The organism is Streptomyces sp. NPDC088554 (genome assembly GCF_044752945.1).
In the GTDB taxonomy this organism is placed as follows: domain Bacteria; phylum Actinomycetota; class Actinomycetes; order Streptomycetales; family Streptomycetaceae; genus Streptomyces.
In genome coordinates this window covers 215,852-230,955 of sequence record NZ_JBIVMF010000007.1, presented here as the reverse complement: position 1 = coordinate 230,955, position 15,104 = coordinate 215,852, and the positions used below count along the sequence as shown (strand labels likewise).

Genomic DNA, 15,104 nt, shown 5'->3' with positions numbered 1-15,104 from the left:
AGGGGGTTCATCACCAGGCACCTCGGCAGTTCTGTCCCGATGACGCGACACGGACAAGGAATACCTCACGATGAAGAGACCACGCACTTCCCGGTACCTGCCGGCGGCTCTGGCCGTCGTTCTCGCCACGGGCGGCGCCCTGGCCACCGGGCCGCTGCCCACGGCCGCGGCCGCCGACGAGCCGGCCAGTGCCGTCACCGTACGGCCCGACCCCTCCTACCAGGGGCAGAAGTTCGAGGGCTGGGGCACCAGTCTCGTCTGGTTCGCCAACGCGACCGGCGGCTACCCCAAGGAGATACGCGAGCGGCTGGCCAAGCTGGTCTTCGGCGACGACGGCCTCGCGCTGAACATCGCCCGCTACAACGTCGGGGGTGGCAACGCCCCCGACGTCAAGGACTATCTGCGGGCGGGCGGCGCCGTGGAGGGCTGGTGGAAGGCTCCGGCCGGCACCACCCGTCATGACACCGACTGGTGGTCGGCGGACAACCCCGCCCACTGGAACCCCAAGGCCGACGCCACCCAGCGCTGGTGGGTGAACCGGATCGCCAAGGACATCACCCACTGGGAGGCGTTCAGCAACTCGCCGCCCTACTTCATGACCGAGAGCGGTTATGTGTCCGGCAACTTCGACGCCGGCCAGGACCAGTTGCGCGCCGACAAGGTGGACGACTTCGCGGCCTATCTGACCGGTGCGGTGGAGCGGCTGGAGAAGTCCAGCCACATCAAGGTCGACACCATCGACCCGTTCAACGAGCCCAACACCTCCTACTGGGGCACCACCCTCGGCCCGGACGGCGAGCCCGTCGGCGGCCGTCAGGAGGGCGCGCACATCGGCCCCGAGATGCAGCAGCGGGTCATCAGGGCACTGGCCGCCAAGCTCGGGAAGTCGAAGACCGACGCGGTGATCTCCGCGATGGACGAGACCAACCCGACGACCTTCGCCCGTAACTGGGAGTCCTACCCGCAGGATGTACGGGACCTGGTCTCCCAGCTCAATGTGCACACCTACGGCACCGGCAGCCGGACCACCCCCCGGGACATCGCCAAGGCCGCCGACAAGCCGCTGTGGATGAGCGAGGTCGACGGCGACTGGGGCGACGGCCAGGACTTCACCAGCATGAAGCCCGGCCTCGGGCTGGCCAAGCACATCGTGGACGACCTGCGTGAACTGGAGCCCTCGGCCTGGCTGTTCTGGCAGCCGGTGGAGGACTACGACAACATGAAGCCGGGCGGCGAGAGCGCCAAGGGCGGCAACTGGGGCTCCATCCAGGTGCCGTTCAGCTGCACCTCGAAGGACACCCTGAAGACCTGCCCGGTCTTCACCAACACCAAGTTCGACACCGCCAGGAACTTCACCCACTTCATCCGTCCGGGCGACCGGCTGGTGAAGGTGAACGACACCGCGAGCGCGGCGGCCGTGGGCGCCAAGGGGCGCGACGCCACCGTGGTCCACGTCAATGACACCGACGCCCCGCGCGAGGTGACCGTCGACCTGTCCGGCTTCGCCAAGGTCGCCAGGGGCGCGAAGGTCACCCCCGTGGTGACCGATGCCGGTGGGGCCCTGGTCGAGCAGGCCCCGGTCGCGGTGAAGAACGGCAGCGCCACCGTCACCGTACCGGCCCAGTCGGTGACCAGTCTGCTGGTCACCGGGGTGTCCGGGGTCGCGAAGGACGCGTCGCCCATCAAGCCCGGCCACTCCTACCGGCTGACCGGTGTGGGCAGTGGCAAGTCGCTGGATGTCTCGGACGACTCCACCGGTACGGTCATCCGCACCACCGACGCGGCCGACGCCGGTCAGCGGTGGCTGGTCGAGAAGGTGACGTCGAAGGCGACGTCCACGAAGTCCGTCACGGGCGTGAGCAACCGCGAGCGCTATGTGGTGCGCAACGCGACGGACAACACCCGTCTCGCGGTCGCGGGCGGCACGGCGGTGCTGGAGAAGAACGAGGGGAAGCCGTCCGCGGCGGCCCAGTGGATCCTCTCCACGACCGGTGACGGCTCGTACACCTTCGTCAACGCGGGGACCGGCCGACTGCTCGAGGTCCCGGGTCAGTCCACCACGGACGGCGCACGCGTCTCCGTCTGGCTGCCCAACTCCGGTACCAACCAGCGCTGGACGGTCACCGACCTGAGCTGATCCGGCTCCGAGCGATCCGAGCCGATCCGCCCTGTTCCGTTGTTCCACTCTGTTCCGTTGTTCCACTCTGTTTCGTTGTTCGCTCCGTTCCGTTCCGTACGACAGCCGAGGGCGGGCCCGTTTTCGGGCCGGCCCTCGGTGTGTTCAGTGTGTTCGGTGTGCGATGCGGCGGATCGCCGTCCCGGGGTTCACCGGGTTTCGTGAAAGTTCTTCTGTGCAGAACAGTTGACGTTGCGTCGAACAACTGACAACACTTCGAAACGGCCGTTCCAACAGGAGCGCGCAATACCCCACAGGAACCCTCCCGGGAGGACCTCCATGCGCCCCCGCACCGCACGAAGAGCCTTCGTCCCCCTGCTGTCGCTCTTCATCGGCCTGCTCGTCGTCCCCGGCGCCCACGCCGCGCCCGCCGGAAACCCCGACAAGGCCGCCACGAAGACAGCGGCCGAGACGCTCACCGTGCCCGGACTCGACGATGTACGCGGCTCCCTGACCCTGCCCACGACGGGCACCGGGTCCACCGCCGTCAGCTGGCACTCCAGCAGGCCCAAGGTGATCGACACCACCGGTGTCGTCCACCGGCCCCGGCCCGGCGCCGATCCGGTGAGTGTGCGCCTGACCGCGACGGTCACCCGCGGCAAGGCCCGTACCTCCAAGGCGTTCGCCGCCACCGTGCCCGCGCTGCCCGCCGAACAGCCCTACACCGGCTATGCCTTCAGCTACTTCACCGGGGAGGGCACCTCGGACGGCGAGCAGATCCGTACCGCGCTCAGCCGGGGCAACGACCCTCTGCACTGGCGGGAGTTGAACGGCGGCAAGCCCGTACTCTCCTCGGACCTGGGCACCAAGGGGCTGCGGGACCCGTTCATCATCCGCTCGCCCGAGGGCGACAAGTTCTACCAGATCGCCACCGACCTCAAGATGTACGGGAACGGCGACTGGGACCGGGCGCAGCGCACCGGCAGTAAGTCGATCATGGTCTGGGAATCCACCGACCTGGTCAACTGGACCGACCAGCGACTGGTCGAAGTCGCCCCGGACACGGCCGGCAACACCTGGGCTCCCGAGGCGTACTACGACGAGAAGCTCGCCGCGTACGTGGTGTTCTGGGCCTCGAAGATCTACGCCGACGACGACCCGCAGCACACCGGCTCCACCTACAACAAGATGATGTACGCCACCACCCGGGACTTCCGCACCTTCAGCGAGGCCACGGTGTGGAACGACCCCGGCTACTCGGTGATCGACTCGACGGTGATCCAGCACAACGGCACCTACTACCGGTTCACCAAGGACGAGCGGGACAACACCTCGACCACCCCGTGCTCGAAGTTCATCACCGCGGAGAAGTCCACCGACCTGCGCTCGCCGTCGTACGACTTCGTCGCCGACTGCATCGGCAAGGGCACCGTCAACCAGGGTGAGGGGCCGACGGTCTTCAAGTCCAACACCGAGGAGAAGTGGTACCTGTTCATCGACGAGTTCGGCGGACGCGGCTACATCCCCTTCGAGACCACCGACCTCGACTCGGGCACGTGGACCCTCTCGGAGAACTTCGAGCTCCCGGCCAGCCCCCGGCACGGCACCGTACTCCCGGTGACCGCCGCCGAGTACGACCGGCTGCTCGACGCGTACGCGCACTGACGTAACACACCGCATTCGATTCGTGCGGGACGGCGCCGCCGGGGGACGGAACCCCGGCGGCGCCGTCCTGTTGTCTACGGCGCGACGGTCATGGCTTGGGCAGGGTGCAGCCCGCGCGGCTCAGGTCGATCTTGTTGCCCGCGCCGACACACGCCACGATCCCGTAGGTCTCCTGGGCGTAGTTGATGCCCTGGCGCACGGTGACCGTACCGTTCTCGTCGACCTCGCACGGGTTGTTGAGGGTGCAGCGCGCACCGCTCTCGTTGCCGGTGTTGTTGACGGCGACGACCTTGCCGGTGGCATCGTCGATGACGGGCGACCCCGAGGTGCCGCCGATCGTGTTGCAGGAGGAGGTGTAGCGGACCGAGTCCTTCCAGGTCCAGGATCCTTCTTTCAGCAGATGGGCGAAGCCGTCGATGTCGCAGCTGTAGATACGCTTCCAGTAACCGGAGACCACCTTGATCGCGGTGCCCTGCACCGGGCGGGTGGCATTGAGCTCCAGCGCGGATATCCCGTACGCGCTCTGGATCTGGGCATAGGTACTGGTGAGTTGGTACAGCGCGACATCGGTGTCGGTCATCGTGCCGTACGCGATCTTGGAGGCGCGCAGGGTCCCGACACCGGTGCCCGCCGAGTTCAGCAGGGTGAAGGAACGGGTGGACGCCCGGTCGACGACGACCTGTCCGGCGGCGGGAAAGCCGGTCTCCAGGCAGTGGCCGTTGGACAGGACGAGCGCCGGGTCGCCGGGCTGTGAGGTGGGCGTACGGACAACGGAGCCGGAACAGTTGCTGAGCGCGACCGTTCCGGCGAAGTCGACCGCCTGGATCTGTTCCTGGGCCGCGACCGGTGCGACCGCCACAGGCGTGGCGGCGGTGGGCGCGCCCGCGTCATGGCCGGTGGCCATCGCGGGTGCCGCCCCTGCCCCGAGGAGCAGGACGGCGAGAAACGCGCCAAGGAGAGGCTTTCTCATGCGGGGTCCCCTCTGTGACCGAAGTCCCTTCGGTGCTTTGTCATGGGCATTGTTGGCTCATGAGCGTCAGGGGGCAACCATGCCTTGGCGGGTCGTACGGGACACAAGGCTGCGTACGGGCACAACACGGCGTGCGGGCACAACGAAAAGAGCGGGACCCCGGGGGCGTCACCCTGATGGGCTCCGCCCCCGCTGTCCCGCTCGGTCGGTCAGATCACCTGTCTGCCGTCAGCTGCCTGCCAGATCAGCTGACGAGATCGTGTGTGGCCTTCGCCGCGTCGGCTCCGGCCTGCACGACGTCCTTCACCGCGCCGACCTTCCTGGCCACCTTGCCACCGGTGACCCCTTCGAGCACCGGGGCAGCCTCGCTGCCGACTGCTGCGGCCGTCTGTGCCGTACTGACCAGGGTCCCTCCGAGGTCGAAGGCCGGGGCGGCCTGGGCCGCGGGAGCGGCGGCGGCGAGGAGCGCGGAACCCGCCGCGACGGCGGTGAGAATGCGTTGCACGTTCATGCCGGATACAACGAGCGGGGACGGGATAGGGCACGCGCCAAGGAGCGGGCCCGGGACCTACGGCGTCGTCGGCACGTTGTACGCCATGAGCGAGACCTGGCCGGGGGCGGCCCGCAGCTCGGTGATCGCGCAGTTGCGCAGCCCCGGGAGCACCCTGCGGTACTCGCTCCCGGGGATGGAGAGCAGCCGGCACAGGACGAGCCGGAACAGGCTGTTGTGCGCGACGGCCAGGACCCGGCCGCCCGGATGGCGGTCGGCGATCCGGAGCAGCGCGGCGGCGCCCCGGGCCGCGGCGGCCACCGGGTCCTCGCCGCCGGGGAGCGGGTGGGCGGACGGGTCGCGCAGGAAGTCGGCGCACTCGCGCGGATGCGAGACGCGGAGTTCGGCGAGGGTCCGGCCCTCGGCGATCCCGAAGTCGAGTTCGGCCAGGTCGGGTTCGACGACGGCGGTCAGCCCCGTCGCGCGGGCGGCAGGCGCCGCGGTGCGCCGGGCGCGGGAGAGCGGCGAGGTGACGAGGGCGTCGAGCCGGGCGCCCGCCGCCCAGACGCCGAGCGCCTCGGCCTGGGCGGCACCGCGCGGGGTCAGCCCGATGTCGCTGGCCCCGGCGTAGCGGTTCTCGTCGTGCCAGACGGTCTCGCCGTGCCGGGCGAGGAAGAGCGTGGTGGCCGTCATCCGTGCTCCCGTGCGTAGGCGGCTGTCTCGGCGGGCAGCCAGCCGCGTTGTTCGAGCGCGTCGACCAGCGCGCCGAAGGGCTCGTCGAACCGCGCGCCCACCCGGGGGCGCGGCTGCAGGAGCGTACGGATACGGACCATGGCCCGGGGCGCGGCGGCGCCCGTCACCCCCCGGGCGGCGAGCACCGCCATGCCGAGGGCCGATTCGGTGTGCGCGGGGATCCTGGCCGGCCGGCCGAGGATGTCCGCGCGCAGCTGGTTCCAGTAGCCGCTGCGGGTGGCGCCGCCGGTGAAGGTGACCGAACCGTCGACGGGGCCGCCCAGCTGCCGGACGTAGGCGAGGCAGAGCCGTTCGACCAGGGCGACGCCCTGGAGGAGCGAGGCGTAGCGGTCGGCGTCGTCGGTGGGGGTGCCGAGGGTGAAGGGCTCCGCCTCCGCGGCCAGGAAGGGGAAGCGCTCGCCGCGCGCGAGGAGGGGGTACGCGACGGCGCCCGCCGGTTCGCGGTGGGCGGCCAGCCGGTCGAGGTGGCCGAGGTCGGCCCCGGGGAACGCCTGGGTCAGGGCGCCCGCGCCGACGCTGGAGGCGCCGCCGGGGAGCCAGTGTCCGTCGGGCGAGAGATGGTTGTAGAGCACCCCGGCGGGGTCGTGGAGCGGTCTCTCCGTGACTCCCTTGAGGACGAGGGTGGTGCCGAGGACGGTGTTCCACTCCCCCACCCCCCAGGCCCCCGAGCCGAGTTGGGCCGCGCAGCCGTCCGTCATGCCCGCGATGACCGGGGTGCCCTCGGCGAGGCCCGTACGGTCGGCGGCCTCGGCGCACACCGTACCGAGCGTGGTGCCGGGGGCGACCACGTCGGGGAAGTCGAGGCCGGACAGGCCGAGCGCGGCGTGGACGGCGGTGGGCCAGGCGCGGGCGTTCAGGTCGTAGCCGGTCTTCAGGGCGTGGCTGGAGTCGGTCGGCACGGGGTGTCCCACGAGCCGGGTGGTGACGTAGTCCGGCTGGTGGCAGACCCTGGCCCCCTTGAGGTCCGGCGCGCCGCCGTCCCGGCCCGGGGGCGCGCCCTCCCCGGTGAGCCACAGCAGCTTGGCGAGGGCCCAGCTGGGCTGGATACGGTGGCCGAGCGCCTGCCACACCTCGGCGCCGGCCTCCTGGGCGCGGCGCGCCTCGGCCCCGGCCCGGCCGTCGTCGTACATGAGCGCGGGGGTCAGCGGTTCGCCGCGCGGGGAGGTCAGCAGGACGGTGCCGGACGTGCCGCACACCGCGACGCCGCGCACCCGGGTGGCGGGGAGGGTGCGCAGGGTCCGGCGCAGCGCCTGGCAGCTGCCCTCCCACCAGTGGGCGGGCAGCTGTTCGTGGCGGTCCCCGTCGCGGTGGCCGGTGAGCGGGGCCGCGCCCCGGCCGAGGACCTGGCCGTCGCCGGTGACGGCCAGGGCGCGCACGCTCTGGGTTCCGAGGTCGATTCCCATCCACACGTCCTGGTCGTGTGTGTCCGTCACGGGCTCCCGCCTTCACATCGCAGTCCGGTGATCTCACGGAGCTTTTCACATCCGCCGGAGGTCGGCCATGGGCCGGATTCCCCCTGGTCCCGCCCGGTGGGGAAGGGCTCGATGCGGTGGCCGACGGGTTGACCCGGTCGCTCCGGTGGTGAACACTGCCGACGGTACATCAAAAACTATGTTATATCCTCAGAACTTGATGTTACTGAGGTGCGGACAGGACCGAGGAATGTCAGAGCGAGCAATGTCATCGGACCGCGAAGCCCCGCGGGACACGGCCCGGCCGGGCCCGCAGCAGCGCCGCCGGGAGATCTCCGACCATGTGCTGACGGAGGGCCAGGTCTCCGCCGCGGACCTGGCGGAGCGGTTCGGCGTGAGCGTGATGACGATCTACCGCGACATCGACGAACTCGAACGCGAGGGCGTGCTGCGCAAGTTCCGCGGCGGGGTGACAGCCCGGCCCACCGGCGTGTTCGAGAGCAATGTCGCCTACCGCAAGATGTCCATGCGGCGGGAGAAGGAGGCGCTCGCCGAGAAGGCCGCGACACTGATCGAGCCCGGTATGTCGGTGATGATCGACGACTCGACGACCGCGCTGGAGCTGGCCAGACTGCTGCCGCGCGTCGAGCCGCTGACCGTCGTCACCAACTTCCTGGAGGCGCTGAACCTCCTCGCGGACGAGCGCGGTCTCCAGCTGATGGCCCTGGGCGGCGACTACGACCCGCTGCACGACTCGTTCCTCGGGGTCGCCTGTGTGGAGGCCGTCGAGGCGCTCCGCGTCGACCTGTGCTTCGTCTCGACCTCGTCCGTGTACGGCGACTACGCCTTCCACCAGGAACAGCGCATAGTCGCCGTCAAACGCGCGATGGTACGGGCCGCGGGCCGCAGCGTCCTGATGATCGACCATTCGAAACTCGGCCGCACCGCGCTGCACCGGCTCATCCCGCTCACCGCGTTCGACCTGATACTGATCGACGACCGCACCCCGCCGGACGTCCTGCGCTCCCTCGACGAGAGCGGCGTCCGCTACGAGCTCGCCCCGACCTGAGGTCCGTACGCCCCCCACCGCCAAGGAGGACCCGCCGATGAGAATCCTCGCCGCGGGCGACCACTTCGTCGCCCCCGACCTCTTCACCCGGGAGCTGACGGCCGAGATCGGCCCCGGTCATACGGTCGACGAGCTGCGACTGCCCTGGCCACTGACCCCGTTCGGCCCGGTCGCCGAGGTCGACGAGGCCTCCGGCGACGAGGACACCCTGCTCACCGCGTTGAGCGGGGTGAGCGTGTGTGTCACCCAGATGGCGCCGGTGACCCGCGCGGTCCTCGACGGCTCCCCCGATCTGCGGCTGGTCGTCGTCGGCCGGGGCGGGCCCGTCAACGTCAGCCTCGACGCGGCGAAGGAGCGCGGGGTCCAGGTCTGCAACACCCCCGGGCGCAACGCGGCGGCCACCGCCGAGTACACCGTCGGGCTGCTGCTGGCCGCGACGCGCCGGATCCCGGAGACCTCCGCCGCGCTCGCCGCGGGCCGCTGGGCCGGCGAGTTCTATACGTACGACAACTGCGGCCCCGGAGTGGACGGCGCGACCGTCGGACTGATCGGCTGCGGCGCCGTCGGCAGCCGGGTGGCCCGCGCGCTGACCGCGCTCGGCGCCCGGGTCTGTCTGTACGACCCGTACGCCGACCCGGAGCTGCTGCGCGCGGTGGGTACGCCCGTCGCCGACCTGGACGACCTGCTGCGGCGCTCCGACATCGTCTCGCTGCACGCCCGGCTGACCCCCGCCACGCGCGGGCTGCTGGGCGCGCGGGAGCTGGCCCTGCTCCCCGAGGGCGCGGTCGTCGTCAACTGCGCGCGCGGCGCGCTGCTGGACGAGGACGCGCTGTGCGACGCGCTGGAGTCGGGGCGGCTGGCGGCGGCCGCGCTCGATGTGTTCACCGTCGAGCCCCCGCCGCCGGACTCCCGGCTGCGCACCGCCCCCCGGCTGGTGATGACCCCCCATCTGGCGGGCGCGAACATCGCGGTCGCGCACAACGCGGCACGGATCGCCGCCGCCGAGGTGGGCCGGTTCCTGCGCGGGGAGCCGCTCGCCCACCGCGTCGTCTGAACACCCCGCCCAGCTCAACCGTGTCGCCCGACCACCACCAGCGGAGGAGAGAGACATGTTCGTCGGACTGGATCTGGGAACCTCGATCGTCAAGGCCGTGGCCTTCGCCGAGGACGGCACGGCGCTGAACGTGGAATCGACCCCGCTCGCCCTCGGCGGCCGGGGCGAGCGGATCGAGCAGGACATCGAGGAGGTGGTACGGGCCGCCACCGGCGTCCTGTCCGCGGTGACCGGCGGACGGGCGCCCGCGCTGGTCGCCGTCACCGGCCAGGGCGACGGCCTGTGGCTGGTCGACGGCGCGGGCAGGGCGGTACGTCCCGCGCTGTCCTGGATGGACGGCCGGGCGTCCGCCCTCGTCGAGGGGTGGCTGGCCGACGGCACCGCGGAGCGCGTCTACCGGCGCACCGGGAACGTCCTGTTTCCCGGCTCCCCCGGCCCCCTGCTGGCCTGGCTGGACCGGAACGAACCGCGCTCGCTGGACGCCGCCGCCACCGCCGCCTGCTGCAAGGACATCGTCCATCTGCGGCTCACCGGCGAGCGCTCCACCGACCTCTCCGACGCGTCGGTGCCCTTCCTCGACCCGCGCACCCGTACCTACTGCCCCGGCGCGCTCGCGGACCTCGGGGTCGGCCACCGGGCCGGGCTGCTGCCGCCCATCGCGCCCGCCCTGCCGTACGGAACGGCGCGCGGCGGCGTCCCGGGGCTGCCGGACGGGACACCGGTCACCTCCGGGCCGTACGACCTGCCGGCGAGCGCGATCGGCGCGGGGGTGACCGAGCCGGGCGACGGGCTGCTCATCGTCGGTACGACACTGGCGTGCCAGGTCGTCGTGGAGCGGGTGGCGTACGACGAGGACCCCGTCGGGTTCCATCTCGCCCTCGCCAGGCCCGACCGCCATATGCGCGCCCTGCCCGCGATGACCGGGACGGTCGCGCTCGACTGGGTGCTCGGGCTGGTCGGCTGCGCGCACGACCAGGTCGCCGGGATGCTGGCGGAGTCCCCGCGCGGCGCCCGGGGCGTCGCCGCGCTGCCGTATCTGTCGCCCTCCGGTGAGCGGGTGCCGTTCGTCGATCCCGCCGCGCGGGCGGAGTTCACCGGTCTCGATCTGCGGGCCTCGCGCGCCGATCTGGTCCGGGCCATGTGCGAGGCCATCGCCTTCGCGGCCCGGCACTGTCTGGAAACGGCGGGTCTCACCGGGCAGTTGGCCGTCTGCGGGGGCGGCGCGCGCAACCCCGCGTGGCTGCGGCTGTTCGCCGAGGTGCTCGGCCGGCCGCTCCGGGTGGCCCGGGGCCCCGAACCGGGCGCGCGCGGCGCCGTGCTGGCGGCGGTCGCGACCCTGGGCGAGGAGCTCGGCCCCGGCCCGGACCCCGTGGTGTGGACGGCCCCCGAGGCCGTGGTCGACCCGGACCCGGCCGGGGTCGCGTTCTACGAACAGGCCTACGCGGACTACCTGTTCCGGGTCGGGGGCGCGCGGTCCCGGTGGCACGGACTGCCCGCCGGCCTCCGCTCAGCCGGGGACCATCACTAGCCGTACGGGCCCCAGCAGACCGCTGACCCGCTGCCCCGGGAAGACGAAGTGGGTCGGGCCCGCCTCGTCCAGATACGGTGCGAGCGTCCCGAACACGGTGACCTCGACCGTATGCGCGCCCGGTCCGGCGTCCGTCACATCGAAGGTGTACGGGGAGCACACCCGCACCCCGGCCGCGACCCCGTCCACCGACACCTCCGCCGTGCCCCGCACCCGCCCCAGGTCCAGCACCATCCGCCCGGGGCCGGTGACGCCGGACCTGGGACACACCACGACCCGGCGGTAGCGCACCCCGCCGCTGTACCCGGCCAGCCCGTGGGTCTCCCAGTCGCCGGTACGGATCAGCCCCGGGCCGACCGCACACCGTACGGGCCCCGCCAGCGCGGCGCCCGCGCGGCGGCCGGGGCCGGTCGTCAGCAGCAGGACGGCGGCGCGCGGGCCGCACGGCGCGTCGGCCGGCAGGCCGACCGTGACGGTGCGGGTCCCCCCGGGGCCGGGCCGGGAGTGGGCGGGCCGCTCCCGGCCGTCGAGGAGGACGGTCGCGGTGCCATGGACGTCGAAGGTCATCTCCCGCGCTCCCGGCGGTAGTTCGCACCACAGTCGGTCCACCCCGGGCCCGTCGCCCGGGACCGCGAACCGGACCGGGACCACCGTGCCGTCGTCGGCCTCCGGATCCAGCCAGGCCGCGCCGGGCAGCGGATGCGGGCGGCGGCGCAGATACAGCGCGGCCGGGTCCCCGACCGGGGCGCGCCGGACCTCGGCCGCCACCCGCAGCCCGCCGCGCTCGGCCCACCACCCCGCGTCGCTGTGCAGGCGCGCCATCGGCTCCGTACCGTCGCCGTGCGCCACCAGGTCCACCAGCACGGCCGGATCGCCGTCGTCCGCCGGTTCGACCACCAGGTCGTTGTCACCGGCGCGCAGGGCCGCCGCGATCTCGTGGAGCCGCACCCGCTCCACGGCGTGGTCGGCGTACGGGTCGAACCCGCCCTGCCTGCCCACCACTTCGCCGTTGACCCGGAGCACGCACCGCCCCCGCGAGGCGATCTGGACGACGGCCCGGACAGGGCGCGCGGGCAGGGTCAGTGTGGTGCCCACGGCCCCCGGGCCGCCCGCTTGGCGGGGTCCCGGCGCGAGGATCCACTCCGGACGGCGGTAGCGCTCCGGGTCGCGGACGAGGGCCATATGGGCGCGCAGGTCGATGTCCTGAGTGGGCGTCAGGTCGAGTACGAGGAGATGCCGACCCGCGCCGATCGAGACCGGCCCCATGGCGAGATGGCCCCGGTCCTCCAGTGCGACCGGTACGCCGTCGACGCTCGCCGTCTTCGCTGCGGCGGCGCCGATCGCCAGGTGCCCGTCGAAGTCCTCGTCCAGCAGCAGTTCGGTCCGTACGCGCACGGGCGTCCCGGCGACCGCCGGGCCGAGCCGCAGGAACTCCTCCGGTACATGGCCCTTGGGGCCGAGCACATCGCGGTGGACCGGATCCTTGTGGATGCCCAGGGTGTCGGACCAGACGAGGGCCGTCTCCGTACCGGTGCGGACATCGGTCAGGACCGCGCGCGGCCCGAAGGTCGCGTGGACGGGCGGCCCGTCCGGGCCGCCCGCGCGGAACGTGCGGCATTCGGTCACCGTGAGGGCGTCCCCGCGCCCGTCCGGCCGGGCGGCCGGGCGCGCGAAGTCGCCCCAGGTGTTGTCGAGGGTCGGGACGAGTGCCATCTCCCACTCGGCGTCCTGCGGGATCTCGGCCACGGTCCGCGCGCCCCCCGGCCGGGCCGCCACCGCCGCCTCGGCCGCCACCGCCGCCGGTCCCGCCGGCAGCACCAGCAGCGCCGCCGGTCCGGTGTCGAACGGTACGTCGATGTCCACCGCCCGGTCGTCGTCGGCGGCGGGCGTGACCGGGAGCGTCCGGGGCGGCCCGCCGAAGGGGTCGAGCAGGACCGCCCGGCCTCCGGCGTCCCGGACCCGGACCCGGGCGGCGGGCGCGTACCGGGCGGGGTCGAAGTCGTAGCGGGCGTCGAGCCAGCCCTGCGCGGCGCCCCGCCCGTCGGGGGCGGCCACCGAGGCCCGGGTGGCGCGCGGGGAACCGGCCGTCAGGAACACCACCGTGGCGCCGTCCACCCGCCGGGCCAGCACGGGGACCGTGGCGCGCACGACCGGGAGCGGCGCCCCGGCGAGCGCCTGCTCCAACGCCCCGGCCAGCGCCTCGTCCGCGCCGCCGTCTTCGGGCGTGGGCACGAACACCGCCCGGCCGTCCGCGAAGCAGGCGCGCAGCGCGTCCCGTACCGTGTCCCGGCCCTCGTCCGCCGCCGTGTAGGCGCCGATGACCGACTCGGGCAGCGCGCCGAGCGCGATCACCGTGCCGCCCGCCGAGGCGAACTCCACCAGCCTGCGGGCGGTGTCCTGTTCCAGCACCGTGCACGCGGGCAGGACGACCGCCGCGTAGGACTCGTCCGCGACCCGGAGCCGGGCCCGCCCGTCGCCGTCCCGGGCCACCTCGGCCCGTACGAGCGAGCTGTCGTCGATGACATCGGCGTCGCGGCCGAGCCGGTCGAGGATGCCGGGGCGGGTACGGAACCAGGTCATGTCGCCGACGAGGCGGAGATAGAGGTCCTGGGCGCGGGCGGCGGACGGGGTGGGGGCTCCGTCGAGGGAGGTGCCCGCCTGCGCGGTGGTCGTGGGCAGCAGGACCGCGAGGTCGCACAGGTGGCTGCCGAGGCCCAGGACCGCGCAGAGCCGGGTGACGGCGTCCGCGAAGACCCGGTGGTGGCGCCAGTACGGCTGGCGCCAGTCGGTGCCCGGCGGCGCCCACTCCCACCAGCCGCCCTTGGTCGTGTAGTAGACGGCGTGCGGGTTGTACAGGGTGGCGCCCGCGCGCAGCCAGGGCAGCAGCCAGTCGAAGGTCTCCTCCAGGGTGCCGCCCCAGCCGGTGGAGTGGAACGCCTCGATCCAGGTGCGGGAGCCGCCGTACAGATGCGCGAGCGAGGAGTGGATACGGGCGTCGCCGTGGTGGTCGGAGCCCGGCGCGGAGAACCAGCGGTGGGTGCGGGCGTAGTCGGCGTACAGCTCCACTCCCCCGACCGGGTGTCCGGCGCGGGCGGGGTCCTGCTGGTCGCAGCCGACCAGCAGCCCGTGGCGCCCGTGCCACGCGGCCAGCGGCCGGAAGAACGCCTCCTCGGCGAGGACGGCTCGGGTCAGCTGGTAGTCGCGCCGGATCCTGGCCGCCTCGGGGTGGCCCGCGCCGTCCTCGTACAGGGCGTCGAGATGCGGGACGAGGTCGTAGCCGCGCTGTTTGAGGAACGCGTCGGCGAACGGGGCGGACCAGGTGGGCAGGGACGGCAGTTCGTCCTGGAACGATCCGGCGACGACCGTCCCGAGCCGGTCCCCGAGGCGGCGCTCGAACGCGCCGTGCACCTGGTCGAGCAGCGCCTCGCACGCGCCCGTGCCCAGGTAGTCGAAGCCGAGCGGCACATGGTGGTGGAGCGTCAGCAGCCACCGCCCGGCCCCCGGCGCGCGTACGGTCCGGCCGTCCTCGGCGAGCAGCGGGAGCGCGGGCCCGGCCGGGCGGCCGTCCCCGTCGGCCGGTTCGGCGTACGCGGCGAGCACCACCCCCCGTGGTGGGCAGCGCAGTTCGCCGGGGCCGTCCACCACCGTACGCAGCCGGGCGAGGCTGCGGCCCCCGAACGCGGGCCGTTCGTCGACCAGCCGGGCCTGGAGGTCGGCGCCGGAGAAGCCGAGCTGGTCGTAGAACCAGATCCGGATCCCCAGGGCGCGCGCGTCATCGCAGACCCCGGCGAGCAGCTCCCACCAGGCGTCGGACTGGAACGGCGGGTCGTCGGCGTCGGAGCCGAACAGCGGCCCGGACGGGGCGAGATCGATCGGTACGAGGTTGAACACCCCGCCCCGCGCGAAGTGCCGCAGCTGGTCGCGGAGCCGCTCCCGGTCGAGCGGTTCGCCGCTCCACCACCACAGCGCGGTGGGTGAGCAGGCGGGCGGCGGCTGCGCCAGGGCCGCCGCGACACCCGGCGGGAGCGTGCTGTCCATACGAGGTTC

The 15,104-nt window shown here is 72.9% G+C and carries 9 protein-coding genes and 1 pseudogene; 5 read left to right on the top strand and 5 right to left on the bottom strand.

Going from position 1 to position 15,104, the window contains the following annotated elements; genetic code table 11:
- Positions 1 to 70: 70 nt before the first annotated feature.
- Entirely contained in the window at positions 71 to 2,137 is a 2,067-nt protein-coding gene (locus ACIP8W_RS11400; protein WP_401947973.1) for an RICIN domain-containing protein, read from the top strand.
- Between the two features lie 420 nt (positions 2,138 to 2,557).
- Positions 2,558 to 3,772 (top strand): annotated as a pseudogene (locus ACIP8W_RS11395) (immunoglobulin-like domain-containing protein); the annotation flags it as partial.
- A 97-nt stretch (positions 3,773 to 3,869) separates the two neighbouring features.
- Here ACIP8W_RS11395 and ACIP8W_RS11390 read toward each other — a convergent pair.
- The 4 genes from ACIP8W_RS11390 to ACIP8W_RS11375 all read right to left on the bottom strand — a co-directional run bounded on the left by ACIP8W_RS11390 (position 3,870) and on the right by ACIP8W_RS11375 (position 7,397).
- Positions 3,870 to 4,751, bottom strand: coding sequence for a trypsin-like serine peptidase (locus ACIP8W_RS11390; RefSeq protein WP_401947970.1), 882 nt, complete (start codon positions 4,749 to 4,751; stop codon positions 3,870 to 3,872).
- Positions 4,752 to 4,995: 244 nt separating this feature from the next.
- The gene (locus ACIP8W_RS11385; protein WP_401947967.1) at positions 4,996 to 5,262 is read right to left on the bottom strand and encodes a hypothetical protein; all 267 of its coding nucleotides are present in this window, start codon (positions 5,260 to 5,262) and stop codon (positions 4,996 to 4,998) included.
- Positions 5,263 to 5,319: 57 nt separating this feature from the next.
- Positions 5,320 to 5,934 carry a histidine phosphatase family protein gene (locus ACIP8W_RS11380; protein ID WP_401947965.1) on the bottom strand — a complete coding sequence of 205 codons (615 nt, stop codon included), beginning with the start codon at positions 5,932 to 5,934 and terminating at the stop codon, positions 5,320 to 5,322.
- Positions 5,931 to 7,397, bottom strand: a complete 1,467-nt coding sequence (locus tag ACIP8W_RS11375; protein ID WP_402202775.1) for an FGGY-family carbohydrate kinase — start codon at positions 7,395 to 7,397, stop codon at positions 5,931 to 5,933. The genes ACIP8W_RS11380 and ACIP8W_RS11375 overlap by 4 nt, the downstream gene beginning before the upstream one ends.
- A 259-nt stretch (positions 7,398 to 7,656) precedes the next feature.
- Between ACIP8W_RS11375 and ACIP8W_RS11370 the strand changes: the two genes are divergently transcribed.
- The 3 genes from ACIP8W_RS11370 to ACIP8W_RS11360 are packed head-to-tail and all read left to right on the top strand — an operon-like array spanning position 7,657 to position 11,057.
- Positions 7,657 to 8,475, top strand: a complete 819-nt coding sequence (locus ACIP8W_RS11370; RefSeq protein WP_402152608.1) for a DeoR/GlpR family DNA-binding transcription regulator — start codon at positions 7,657 to 7,659, stop codon at positions 8,473 to 8,475.
- A 37-nt stretch (positions 8,476 to 8,512) separates the two neighbouring features.
- The gene (locus ACIP8W_RS11365) at positions 8,513 to 9,529 is read left to right on the top strand and encodes a 2-hydroxyacid dehydrogenase (protein ID WP_401947961.1); all 1,017 of its coding nucleotides are present in this window, start codon (positions 8,513 to 8,515) and stop codon (positions 9,527 to 9,529) included.
- Between the two features lie 55 nt (positions 9,530 to 9,584).
- Positions 9,585 to 11,057 (top strand): FGGY family carbohydrate kinase, encoded by a 1,473-nt coding sequence (locus ACIP8W_RS11360; protein ID WP_401947958.1) that lies wholly within the window; start codon positions 9,585 to 9,587, stop codon positions 11,055 to 11,057.
- On the opposite strand, the gene ACIP8W_RS11355 is transcribed toward ACIP8W_RS11360, so the two are convergent.
- Complete coding sequence (locus tag ACIP8W_RS11355; protein WP_402152604.1) at positions 11,037 to 15,095, bottom strand: hypothetical protein; 4,059 nt, start codon at positions 15,093 to 15,095, stop codon at positions 11,037 to 11,039. The two genes, ACIP8W_RS11360 and ACIP8W_RS11355, sit on opposite strands and share 21 nt — an antisense overlap.
- Positions 15,096 to 15,104 lie beyond the last annotated feature (9 nt).

Bases quoted from the DNA above. Each gene is read 5' to 3' on its own strand.
- ACIP8W_RS11400 (WP_401947973.1), top strand. From the start codon at position 71: ATGAAGAGACCACGCACTTCCCGGTACCTGCCGGCGGCTCTGGCCGTC.
- ACIP8W_RS11390 (WP_401947970.1), bottom strand. From the start codon at position 4,751: ATGAGAAAGCCTCTCCTTGGCGCGTTTCTCGCCGTCCTGCTCCTCGGG.
- ACIP8W_RS11385 (WP_401947967.1), bottom strand. From the start codon at position 5,262: ATGAACGTGCAACGCATTCTCACCGCCGTCGCGGCGGGTTCCGCGCTC.
- ACIP8W_RS11380 (WP_401947965.1), bottom strand. From the start codon at position 5,934: ATGACGGCCACCACGCTCTTCCTCGCCCGGCACGGCGAGACCGTCTGG.
- ACIP8W_RS11375 (WP_402202775.1), bottom strand. From the start codon at position 7,397: ATGGGAATCGACCTCGGAACCCAGAGCGTGCGCGCCCTGGCCGTCACC.
- ACIP8W_RS11370 (WP_402152608.1), top strand. From the start codon at position 7,657: ATGTCAGAGCGAGCAATGTCATCGGACCGCGAAGCCCCGCGGGACACG.
- ACIP8W_RS11365 (WP_401947961.1), top strand. From the start codon at position 8,513: ATGAGAATCCTCGCCGCGGGCGACCACTTCGTCGCCCCCGACCTCTTC.
- ACIP8W_RS11360 (WP_401947958.1), top strand. From the start codon at position 9,585: ATGTTCGTCGGACTGGATCTGGGAACCTCGATCGTCAAGGCCGTGGCC.
- ACIP8W_RS11355 (WP_402152604.1), bottom strand. From the start codon at position 15,095: ATGGACAGCACGCTCCCGCCGGGTGTCGCGGCGGCCCTGGCGCAGCCG.